Below are 12,197 nucleotides of genomic sequence, written 5' to 3'. Positions count from 1 at the left end.
ATATTATTCAAATTCTGCAAGTATGGTTTTGGTTGGTTTGTTATCCGCTTTCATCCAGTCAACATATGCCTCTGTAAACGAGGAATTGCCAATGTCCGGTACAGTATATTCAAGCGTAAAATTATCCAGCCATTTATACGTAATAATTGGTTGGGAATAAAGATTCAATTCTTTATCGTTCAAGGGGCTTTCCGTGAACATCTCATTCTCATCTAAACGAACGACAGTTAAGCTGTCAGTCTGATAATCATCTATATTACTCCAATTATGACCTTCACTCCTATAAATAGCTAAGCGTTTTTGATCTGGTGAAAAGCGCCAATCGGCAACTCTAGTGGGACTACCAGCAATGGTCTTTACGGAATTGCCCGTACGTACAACTAAAAGACTGATATATTGCTCAAATAAATCAATTTCGATGAAACCTAATTCCTGTCTTGTGGATTCATAAATCTTAGTATAGCTTGCTGTTGATTCAGTAAATTCAGGGTGATAAATTAATAATGGATCAATCATAATAAGCTTCTCAAAAGTTACTACTTCTTTTTCATTTGTATCTTGATTGACTAAAGGTAGTGAGAGTTCAAGTGATGGTTCTGCATTAATAGATGTAAGCAAGGAAATTATTGGTGCGCCTTCCTTAAAACTTGAAATTTGTCCGATTAAACCAAAGTTTTCCGCAAAATAGAATTCAACTGTTGAGTCTTTTGATTCATTCGTCACTTGAATGACGTTTTCAAACTTCTGAAGAGGTATATTTAGTTCGGTTGGGTAAGTAACATCATTTTCAGCTATTGTTTCCATCTTTTTCAGATCTGCCGTAAGTAATGTGGAAATAGGGGTTAAAGAGTCTAAAAGATCTTTTGAAATTTCCGTATCTCCTTGCAATTCGGGCATATCTTCGAAAATTAAATAAATGGCATCTTCTGTAATTTTATAAATTTTCCGTTTTTCAATAGCGCCGTTTTCGATGGAAAGCTGTACATATTCATCGCTTAACCAAGTCGTAGTTTCCTTAAAGCTTGCATATTCGTTATTCATACCAACGAAGTAGGCAACATCACCATTTTGTTTAAAGAAATTTTTAAGATTCAACTTTGACTGATCTTGTTGTTCTTGCTGCCCGATTAAAGTCGGTGTCGATGTTGTCGGTGCTTTTGTTTCGAACGGGTTGATGTACAGCAATGTTACAAGTAACGCAACGAAAACTGTGAATGTGGCATAGTAGCGCTTTGATAAAAACTTTTTGTCAGGTGACTGCAGTTTGTTGTTTTCAATTGACTGCATAAGTTTTTCAGATCTTGCTTTCGTATCGCCCATCTTTTTATCTAATTGCCGTTTAATTTCATTCATTTGAAAGCACCTCCCATTCATCTTCAGCAAGTGATTCTTTTAAGAGCTGTCTTGCCCTGCGCATCCTTGTTTTGACAGTATTATCTGATATCCCTAATAAAGCAGCTACTTCCAAAACAGACAGTTCATCATAATAGTAATGAATAATTACTTCCCTTAAAGGAATAGGCAATTGTAAAATCGCCTCTGCAATATCCAATCGCTCTGCCTGTTGAAGCGCTTTTTGCGGATCTATTTTTGTCTGAAAAAAACGGTTTGTTAATTGCTGCTTACGATATGCCCAACTTTTCAAATAATCTTTGCATTTATTAATAACGATTCGTACAAGATAGGTTTTAAGAGAGGCGCGTTCTTCAAACTGTTCGAACTTTACATAATAAGTTAAAAACGTATCTTGAACTATGTCTTCTGCAACTTGCCAATCTTTGACGTATAAATAAGCGATGCGCAATAAATAATCACTGTGAATTTGCATCGATTCCTGAAATGCCTGTTCATCGGATAGCATCATAAAAATGCACTCCTTTCTCTTTAATTACCCATTAGACGAAGCAAAGGGAAGTTACGTTTTAGTTAAAGGTAAAATTAATTAAAAATGTTATTTTATTACTGACTGTTATAAGAAGCATTGTTAAGGGTAATTATATGGCAAAGTATGTAAAAATTCATTCATATGGAGGGAATAGCTATGGATGTGAAGGGCAGACGAAAAAGCAGTAATGTAGAAGATCGTCGGGGGATGAGTGCCGGGAAAATCGGCGGAGGTCTTGGCGGAGTCGGAATCATTATTGCAATTATTTTTACATTGCTCAATGGCGGAGATGCAGGGGATGTTGTTTCGGAAGTATCAAAGAGTATTACGCAAAACGGTGCAACTTCTGAAAACTATGAACCGACCGCTGAAGAAGAGGAACTGGCGGAATTTGTTTCTGTAGTACTTGCGGATACAGAGGATATATGGCAACAATTGTTTGCCGATAATGGGCTGACCTACAAAAGTCCAACACTTGTGTTATTTACTGATAGTGTAAGCTCAGGCTGTGGATTACAGAGTGCCGCGGTAGGGCCGTTTTATTGTCCGGCTGATTATAAGTTATATATAGATTTAAGCTTTTATAAAGAATTAAAAAATCGCTTTGATGCACCAGGAGATTTTGCGATGGCATATGTTGTGGCGCATGAAGTAGGACATCATGTACAAACATTGCTAGGAACTTCTCAAGAAGTGCATGCTTTAAGCGGTAAAGTATCGCAGGCTCAGTACAATGAAGCAGTTAAACGCCTAGAATTACAGGCGGATTATTATTCAGGTGTATGGGCACATCACATACAAAACAAAGGCTATCTGGAAGAAGGCGACTTTGAAGAAGCATTAACTGCAGCAAATGCCATTGGTGACGATACATTACAAATGGAAGCGCAAGGTTATGTCGTACCGGAAAGCTTTACTCATGGTACAAGCGAACAACGGATGCGCTGGTTTAATAAAGGCTATGATGCCGGGACACTTCAAGGCGGCGATACATTTAGCTTAGAGGCTTCACAGTTATAATGAAACCTGTAGCATATGAAAAATTGCTACAGGTTTTACATTTTTTTGAGAAGGCAATTTAATTTTTTTTGGACTTTATGTATAATGAGTAAGTTAAATAATATTTTTTCGTTTCTTAATAACGTGATGAATAGATAATCGAAAGAGAGTGGATATAATGGGTCGTAAATGGAATAACATTAAAGATAAAAAAGCTGGTAAAGATGCAGCTAACAGCCGTATTTATGCAAAGTTTGGTCGTGAAATTTATGTGGCGGCTAAATCTGGGGAACCAAACCCGGAATCTAACCGTGCACTGAAAACAGTTTTAGAACGCGCGAAAACTTACTCTGTACCAAAGCATATTATTGAAAAAGCAATCGACAAAGCAAAAGGTGGCGGCGATGAGCAATTCGATGAATTACGCTATGAAGGTTTCGGTGTAGCAGGTACAATGGTTATCGTTGATGCATTAACAAACAACGTAAACCGTACAGCTTCAGAAGTACGTGCAGCATTCGGTAAAAATGGCGGAAACATGGGTGTATCAGGCTCTGCGGCACATATGTTCCAAAATACAGCTGTATTCGGTATTGAAGGTAAATCAGAAGATGAAATACTGGAAATCTTAATGGAAGCTGACTTGGATATGCGTGATATTATGGAAGAAGAAGGAACAATTATCGTTTACGTTGAGCCGGAACAATTCCATGCAACTCAAGAAGCGTTTAAAGAAGCTGGCATTGAAGATTTTACTGTAGCAGAGTTAACGATGCTACCAATGACTGAAGTAGCTTTAGATGGTGATGATCTAGTGAAATTCGAAAAGATGATTGATGCACTGGAAGATTTAGAAGACGTGCAACGTGTATATCACAATGCTGATTTAGGTGAATAATAGTTGGGCTGCCGGGTAAGTTTAACCGGGCAGCTCTTTTTTTATATGTGAAGGTATTCGAATAAACTTCAATAAAAAAGACACAACTTTTTGTTATTTTATAGCACACTTAGTTTTTTTATAGTTTTAAATAAAAGAGTGAGTTATACTATTCCAGACTTTGAGGGATTTAATACATAATATTATACGTGAAGCAGATAAAAGTATCATAATAATAGTAATTATTTGCGGGGGGATTAAATGAAAGTTTTAAGTTCAATCAGGGGGAAGTTATTAGTTTTTTCATTTTTATTATTCTTTATTCCAAGTGTGATAATAGGTACTGCGAGCTATTTCCAGGCAAAGAGTGGTATGGATCAGCTTGGCGAAACAATCATAAAAAATAGTGTAGAAACTTCATTACAGTTAATCGCTACGACGAATGAGCGAGTGAAAGCTGGAGAAATTTCAATTGAACAAGCGCAGGAGGAAGTATTAACCGTATTAATCGGCCCAAAGGATAGTGAAGGTAAGCGTCCATTATCGAATCCAAGTGATTTAGGGGAAAATGGCTATATTTATATTTTAGGCCATGACGGGACATTACTTGGTCACCCGACCCGTGAAGGGGATAATTTATGGGAGAATAAAGATGGCTCGGGTAAATATTATATACAAGAGGTAAAGGCACAGGCAGAAGCGGGAGGGGGCTTCACATATTATGATTTCCCACTACCAGGGACAGACATAGAAGCACCTAAACTTATTTATTCAGTTGTAGACCCGAATTGGAATTGGATTGTAACATCAGGAAGTTATTTAAAGGATTTTAATGCACCAATTCTGTCACTTTTATGGGTTATCATCGGAACGCTTATCGGCTCCACAATATTGGCAACAATCGTATCTGTATTATTTTCACGCCATTTGGCCCAACCTTTACATCGCTTAGCAAAGCAAGTACATCAAGTGGCACAAGGGGATTTAACAGTAGAAGTATTACAAATGGAACGTAAAGATGAAATTGGTACATTAAATACAGGCTTTAATGAAATGTGTGTCCAGTTAAAGAACTTAGTAAGCGAAATTCAGGAAACAATTGTAGAGATTCAAGATACATCTGAAAATTTAACTGCAGTTACTGAAGAAACGAATGCACATAGTGATGAAATTATAAAAGCAGTGAGTGCAGTTGCTGAAGGGGCATCGCAACAGGCCATGGATACCGATGCGACAAACCGTACAATTGTCCAGTTTGCAGGGGAGGTAGAGCATTTACATGAAAAGAATAATTTTATGCTTCAATCTTCAGTCCAAATGCAAAGCTCAAATGAGCAGGGATTACGAAATTTAGTTCATTTAAAAGCTCATTCAAATGAATCCATTGAGCTGATAGAACAAATGCAGACAGTATTTGAATCATTAACAAATAAAGTAAGAGAAATTGAAGGTATCGTTGGTTCAATCAATGAAATTTCAGACCAGACGAATTTACTTGCCCTTAATGCATCGATAGAAGCAGCTCGAGCAGGTGAGCATGGAAAAGGATTTGCAGTGGTGGCGGAAGAAGTAAGAAAGTTAGCTGACCAAACGACGAATGCTACAGATTTGGTGAAAACTACTTTGCGAGGAATTGAAAATGAAACAAGTTTAGTAACGACAGAAATGAGCAAAACATATAAAATTATTCACGAGCAAAATGCATCAGTAAGCAATACGGAACATTCGTTTAAAGAAATAGAGCAAGCGGTACAGCAAATAAGCCAATCCATAGAGGAAGTATCAGCAAGTATTTCGGAATTAAATACAACAAAAATAGTCATTATTGATGCTGTCGAAAGTATCTCCCATGTAAGTGAAAGGAATGCTGCAATGGCGGAAGAGATGACAGCTTCTGTTGAAGAGCAGCAAAGCGCCATGTCTGTTGTAACTACTTCAGCAAGCAATTTAACGGACGAGATTACGGGTCTTCAAGAATCAATTAGTCGTTTTCGAATATAAAGGGTTACAAGGATAAACGGTGGCGACAATTCTCCACTGTTTATTTTTGATTATTTATAAGAAAAGGATAAATATTCTGATAATAATTGCAATTTTTTACATTATAATAAATAATAAAGAGTGAATTTTGAATTACTAGGTGGGGTGAATGAGTTTGGTAACATTTAAAGAATTTGAATATAAACGTCCAGATTTAGAACAGATGAAAGAACAAACAGCAGCATTATTAGAAGAGTTTAAAACTGCCGCTACTGTAGATGAGCAAAGCGCGGTTATCGAAAAATTAAACGCCATTCGTAACACATTTTCTACAATGGCCAATATCGTTTATGTGCGTGCATCAATTGATACGAATGATGACTATTATCAAAAAGAGCGTGATTTTATTGATGAAGTAAGCCCACTGGCAGATGAGCTTGTTTTTAATTACTATACAGAACTGGTGAAATCGCCATTCCGAGCTCAGTTAGAAGAGAAGTGGGGTACGCAGCTCTTTGCTTTAGCGGAAAACTTATTAAAAGGTTTCTCGCCTGCAGTAATCGAGCTTATGCAAAAGGAAAATAAATTAACGTCTGAATACAGCAAGCTAGTTGCTTCTGCTCAAATTGAATTTGATGGTAAAACATTGACATTGGCACAAATGGGGCCATACGCAGAATCTACAGATCGTGAAGTTCGTAAAGCAGCACGTAAAGCGACTGCAGACTTTTTTGCTTCAAATAAAGAGAAATTCGATCAAATTTATGATGATTTAGTGAAGCTGCGACATGAAATAGCGACACAATTAGGCTTCAAAAACTATGTGGAACTAGGCTATGTCAACATGAACCGTATTGACTACAATGCAGAGATGGTCGCAAAATTCCGTGAGCAAGTACGCGAATATATCGTTCCTCTTGCATCAAAACTATATGAGCGACAAGCGGAACGAATTGGTGTAGAAGACTTCAAGTTCTATGATGAGGGCTTAACGTTCTTAACAGGAAATGCTGTACCTCAAGGGGACCCACAATGGATTATTGATAATGGTAAAAAAATGTACGAAGAGTTATCAAACGAAACAGGTGAGTTTTTCAACTATATGATCGAGCATGATTTAATGGATTTAGTTGCGAAGAAAGGTAAGGAGAGCGGTGGGTATTGTACGTTTATCGAAGATTATGAATCTCCGTACATCTTCTCGAACTTTAATGGCACATCCGGAGATATCGATGTACTGACACATGAGGCTGGCCATGCATTCCAAGTATATTCAAGCCGAAATATTGGGATTCCTGAATACTTATGGCCGACATATGAGTCAGCTGAGATCCATTCAATGAGTATGGAATTCTTTACTTGGCCGTGGATGGAGCTATTCTTCAAGCATCAGACAGATAAGTATAAGTTCTCACATTTGAGCAGCGGGCTACTATTCTTACCATATGGTGTAGCAGTAGATGAATTCCAGCATGTCGTGTATGAAAATCCACAAATGACACCAGCTGAACGCAATGCTGCATGGAAAGAAATTGAGGCGAAATATTTACCACATCGTGATTATGATGGACATGATTATTTAGAGTCAGGTGCTTTTTGGCAACGACAAGGGCATATTTATTCAAGCCCATTCTATTATATCGACTATACGTTAGCGCAAATTTGTGCATTCCAATTTTGGAAACGTTCACGAGAAGATTTTGAAGGAGCTTGGAAGGACTATCTTCACCTATGTAGTCTTGGCGGTTCATTTGCATTCACAAAACTTGTTGAAGAAGCCGGCTTAGTTTCTCCATTTGAGGATGGCTGTGTAGAGTCAGTTATTGGCACAATTGAGGACTATTTAAATTCAATCGACGATAAAAAACTATAGTAGATAAAAAGGATTGTTTTGCAAATACTCAGTTGCAAAACAATGCCTTTTTATTTTGTATTTTATGAAGCTTTATGGCATGCTAAAACGTACATAATCTATAGTGATTAATAAAAGAAAAAGATAGTTGAGAAAGAGAGTGAGCCGATGACAAGGAAGCTGTGGTTTCAAGTTGGGGTAGGGATTTTAATTACTTTACTGATTATTAAATATTTTATTGAAATTCATGCGATTTTTAATCCAATTATCATTATTTTTACGACAATTCTTGTACCGCTACTACTCGGCGGAGTGCTCTATTATATTTCAGAGCCGTTGCAGCGTATATTGGAAAAACGCGGAATGCCGAGATGGGGAAGTTTAATTACAATTGTTCTTATAATTGCTGGTTTATTCGCAAGCTTTTTGATTTTAGTTGGATCTCCAGTAGCAACCCAAGTAAACAGACTTGTTGAAAATGCACCGACAATCGCGAAAGATATTGAAGAAGCAGCTGATTTTATTTTAGATAATAAGGAAAATATTCCGATGTTACCTCCTCAGGTAGAAGAGTTTATCGGGTCGGTAACCAACTCCATTCAAGACATTGCTGTCGCAAGTAGTAAATATCTTATGTCCTTCTTAAGTGGAGCGGTAACGGTGACATTAACATTAGTATTAGCGCCGTTTTTCTTTATTTTCATGTTGAAAGACCATGAAAAGTTTGCTCCCCAAATTTATGGTATATTTTCCGGGGAACGTCGCACATGGGTGAAGAAAACTTTAGAAGACATTGATAATGTATTAAGAAGCTATGTACAAGGACAAGTATTGGTCAGCTTTTTACTCGCAATCATGATGTACATTGGCTACTTGATCATTAAATTGGAGTATTCGTTATTACTTGCTTTATTTGCATTTTTCATGAATATGATTCCATTTATCGGTCCATGGCTTTCGCTTTTACCGGCTGTGATTGTGGCAATGATTTATGATCCGTTTGACGTTATTTGGGTTGCTGTTATCACACTTGTGGCTCAGCAAGTAGAAAGTAACTTAATTACACCAAATGTAATGGGCAGATCTTTGGATATTCATCCACTGACAGTTATTTCGATTGTATTGGCAGCAGGAAATATTGCCGGATTTATCGGAATTTTAATCGCCATTCCTACGTACTGCGTCATTAAAGTAATCGTTCAGAATATTTATGGAGAACGTAAACAAATTAAAGAGACAGCCAATAAGACGGTATAGCTATATTTAATAGTGTTAATATTGCGGAGCATATATGATAAGTATATGCTTCGCTTTTTAATTTTCACTGAACACGGTATACTAAATAATTGAAAAGACATTTAAAAGGAGCATACAATGCTAACATTTGAACAAAAACAAGAAATTATCGAATCATTTCCTCAGTTGACTAAAAAGGAAATTTCATTAAAACGTGTGAATTATCACTTTGAAGGAAGCCTTTACGAAAAAACAATTGTTGTAGAAAAGTTGCACCCTAACGGCAATGGTTTTGTTTTCGTAGGAGACTTATTAAAATATGAAAAAGAAGCAGGCGACAATGGACTTGTGAACATTCGTGATTATGACGAAGAAGCGTTACGTGAAATTGTACGTGATGCCATCGACTATTTATCGGAAGAAGAAGTAGAGGACTTGCCTATTATCGAGACATGGGTATCTCGTGAAGGTACGAAGCTGAATCTCGAATTTAACGATCGTTCTTGGAATATTTATCATCAAGGAAATTTAGAGGAAACATTCGGTACGCGTGAAGACGCTGTCGCTTATTTACGTGAAGATGGTTTCCGACTTTCAAAATAGATAAGTGGGGGATATGAAGGATGGGGCAGGAGCAGCAATCAAAAGAGATGTCGGGGAATAAAATGGTAAAAATTATCATAGCTATAATTTTAGTCGCTTCTATTATTATCGTTGTTGCAATTCAAGCATTTTATATGCTGTGGGAGCCTAAAGAGCCGAAGCAAATTGAACAGCAAAAAGATGAGCAGCCAAGCTATTCGAAATCGGCACATCATTATTATGAAGAGCTACTTTATTTAGGTTAATATAATGAGCTAATCCCTCTTGTTGTGTCTACGGCGAGAGGGAATTTTAACAATAGTATATAGGTTATTTTCTAATAAATAAGGGACTGTTTTAATATATTTTTAAAACATCTAATAAAATTGTAATTTTCTAATAACCTAATGTGTTGTGCTAATAAGTGTTAGAGAAATGCTAAAATAGGTTATGGATGTTCTAAAATCATCTCAAGGTGTTCTAAATTCCATTCGATTTGTTCAAATAAATTTACATCTACCATTTACAGTGAATTTAAAATAGCCATCTATCCTCATAAATCAGGATAGATGGCTATTCTCATTTTCTCTTTATTTCGGTCTTGTGTCTTTTCTAAACGGCAGCCACCAGTTCCAATCGCCGAACAGCTTCATGAAACTAGGAACAAGCATGAGTCGGATAATTGTTGCATCAATGGCAATAGCTATTGCAATACCGACACCAATTTGCTTAACAGGCATTACATCAGTAAATGCAAATGCGCCAGTAATGACGATCATAATAAGTGCGGCTGAAGTAATGATTTTACTTGTTGAGACAAGTCCATCTATTGTTGCTTTTGTATTAGTTGAACCTTTTAAATATTCCTCTTGAATACGGGAAATTAAAAATACCTCGTAGTCCATACTTAATCCGAATACTAAACAGAATATAAGAACAGGAACTATCAACACAAGTGTTGTTGCCTCCAAACCGAAATGTCCATATTGGAATATGTAGACGAGAATCCCGAACGTTGCACCAAGCCCTAAAATGTTCATGATAATCGCCTTTAATGGAATTAAAATCGATCGGAAAGCCACCATTAAAATAAAGAATGTTGAAACGATGATAATCGCAATTGCAATAAGTACCTTATTTGCTATTTCATCAAATATTTCCTGGTTGAACTTCGCTTGTCCAGACAATGCGAAATCAACACCTAAATCTTTATCCATCCAGTTGCGTACAAAATCCTGTGCTTCTGAAGTTGCACCAGTTGTATTTAAATAGGCCACCATATACATTTTATCTTCTTTAATAAAGTTTTCGGCAACTTCATCGAGTACTCCCGGTGCTTGTGGGTTACTATTTGCCATTTCCCACATTTCAGCAGATTCAATATTTGCCACCGTAAACATAGAAGTTACTCGGTCTACCATTGGATCATCTAATAGCTGTTGTTGAATATCGAATATTTTTTCGCGTCCATCTGTCGTATCCCAGTCATCATAGTTTTCAGCAAGTAAGAAGACAGGTGTATTTTCAGCTATGCCAAATTCTTCATCCAGTTTATCGAAAGTTTGGCGAGATTCATAAGAAGTCGGTAATGACTCCGTTGAAGGAATCGTTAACTCAATATCTTTAATCGGTACCATTGCAATGTTTAGAAGGATAACGGCAACGAAAATAATCGTGACGGGACGCTTCATAACGAAAGCGGCAAACTTTTGCCAACGAGAGGCAGTTGGCTTGATACGGAAAATACGTCCTTTATTTAAACGGTCTCCGAGCAGAATAAGAGTTGCAGGTAAAAGAGTTAGCCCTGTTAATACTGCCAATAGCACAACAATTGTTCCGCCCAAAGCGATATTCATGAAAATCTCAACATCAATGACAACCATTGCACCGAGCCCAATCATTACACAAAGTGCGGAAAATATAATCGAGCGCCCTGCTGTTTGAATAGCGGTTTGTACAGAGTGTTCAATTGACTGTGTATTGCGCTCTTCACGATAACGATTGATTAATAATAAAGCGAAATCGATACTTAACGCCAAACCGAGCATTGGCACAATATTTAACACGAAAATGGATAGGTTAACTGAATCCCCTAAAAGTGTTAAAATACCGAGTGTCATTACAACCGTTGCACCACCAACAAAAATTGGCAGTAATGAGGCAACAATAGTACCGAATGCAAGGAGTAGGACAATCAATGCAATAGGTAAACCAATTGTCTCTGCTTTAATTAAATCATTTTGGCTAGCTAGATTAATATCTTTTGAAATAACAGGTTCGCCCGTAATGGAAATGCCATTATTTTCACCGAGCTTTTCTCTCAGTTCATCAATAATGGGGAAGTAATCAACGACTGTGTTATCGAATTCCAAAAGACCGTAAGCATACTCATTGTTATTTAATTCTTCCACACCTACTGGAGAGGTAATAGTTTGTATTTCCTCGATCGCTTCTAAACTTTCAAGTGCTGTATTGATTTCTTCGTCGGTTTTATCATCAAACAATATGAAAATCGTTTTTGCAGGTAGGTTGAAAGTTTCGGAAAGCTCATCTGTTACATAAGAATGATCCCCATCATAAAAAAATCCATCCCCTTGCAGTTTAGCGGGAAGTTGTAGTGCCAAATAGGCAAGAATGACTAAAAGCGTACACCATATAATAACTATGGGCTTTGCGAACCTTGTGACAAATGCTGCGAACTGTTTCATCTAATACCGCCTTTCTTTCTCAGTAATTACAGTGTAATAGATTCCTGGGAAAAAAGAAAAGAGGGAGGTTTGCCCGAA

10 protein-coding genes are annotated in these 12,197 nt (G+C 37.0%); 7 read left to right on the top strand and 3 right to left on the bottom strand.

Annotated features, from left to right (window positions below):
- Positions 1-3: 3 nt before the first annotated feature.
- The gene (locus MHH95_RS03145; RefSeq protein ID WP_340726419.1) at positions 4-1,353 is read right to left on the bottom strand and encodes a hypothetical protein; all 1,350 of its coding nucleotides are present in this window, start codon (positions 1,351-1,353) and stop codon (positions 4-6) included.
- Positions 1,346-1,864 carry a sigma-70 family RNA polymerase sigma factor gene (locus tag MHH95_RS03140; protein WP_340726418.1) on the bottom strand — a complete coding sequence of 173 codons (519 nt, stop codon included), beginning with the start codon at positions 1,862-1,864 and terminating at the stop codon, positions 1,346-1,348. The genes MHH95_RS03145 and MHH95_RS03140 overlap by 8 nt, the downstream gene beginning before the upstream one ends.
- A gap of 177 nt (positions 1,865-2,041) precedes the next feature.
- Between MHH95_RS03140 and ypfJ the strand changes: the two genes are divergently transcribed.
- The 7 genes from ypfJ (at position 2,042) to MHH95_RS03105 (ending at position 9,677) form a co-directional block, all read left to right on the top strand.
- Positions 2,042-2,905: a KPN_02809 family neutral zinc metallopeptidase gene (gene ypfJ, locus MHH95_RS03135; protein WP_340726417.1), complete on the top strand. Its 864-nt coding sequence runs from the start codon at positions 2,042-2,044 to the stop codon at positions 2,903-2,905.
- Between the two features lie 157 nt (positions 2,906-3,062).
- The gene (locus MHH95_RS03130; RefSeq protein ID WP_340726416.1) at positions 3,063-3,782 is read left to right on the top strand and encodes a YebC/PmpR family DNA-binding transcriptional regulator; all 720 of its coding nucleotides are present in this window, start codon (positions 3,063-3,065) and stop codon (positions 3,780-3,782) included.
- Between the two features lie 240 nt (positions 3,783-4,022).
- Complete coding sequence (locus MHH95_RS03125) at positions 4,023-5,762, top strand: methyl-accepting chemotaxis protein (RefSeq protein WP_340726415.1); 1,740 nt, start codon at positions 4,023-4,025, stop codon at positions 5,760-5,762.
- 154 nt (positions 5,763-5,916) lie between these two features.
- Positions 5,917-7,614: a M3 family oligoendopeptidase gene (locus MHH95_RS03120; protein ID WP_340727295.1), complete on the top strand. Its 1,698-nt coding sequence runs from the start codon at positions 5,917-5,919 to the stop codon at positions 7,612-7,614.
- Between the two features lie 147 nt (positions 7,615-7,761).
- Positions 7,762-8,850, top strand: coding sequence for an AI-2E family transporter (locus MHH95_RS03115; protein ID WP_340726414.1), 1,089 nt, complete (start codon positions 7,762-7,764; stop codon positions 8,848-8,850).
- Between the two features lie 117 nt (positions 8,851-8,967).
- Entirely contained in the window at positions 8,968-9,432 is a 465-nt protein-coding gene (locus MHH95_RS03110) for a hypothetical protein (protein WP_340726413.1), read from the top strand.
- A gap of 20 nt (positions 9,433-9,452) precedes the next feature.
- Positions 9,453-9,677, top strand: a complete 225-nt coding sequence (locus MHH95_RS03105) for a hypothetical protein (RefSeq protein ID WP_340726412.1) — start codon at positions 9,453-9,455, stop codon at positions 9,675-9,677.
- A 324-nt stretch (positions 9,678-10,001) separates the two neighbouring features.
- Here the strand turns inward: MHH95_RS03105 and MHH95_RS03100 are convergent, their stop codons facing one another.
- Entirely contained in the window at positions 10,002-12,119 is a 2,118-nt protein-coding gene (locus tag MHH95_RS03100; protein WP_340726411.1) for an MMPL family transporter, read from the bottom strand.
- Positions 12,120-12,197: the final 78 nt, after the last annotated feature.

This window comes from Solibacillus sp. FSL K6-4121 (genome assembly GCF_038002585.1).
Classification (GTDB): domain Bacteria; phylum Bacillota; class Bacilli; order Bacillales_A; family Planococcaceae; genus Solibacillus; species Solibacillus faecavium.
The sequence above is the reverse complement of the archived record's forward strand: the minus strand, read 5'-3'. Positions and strand labels throughout refer to the sequence as shown.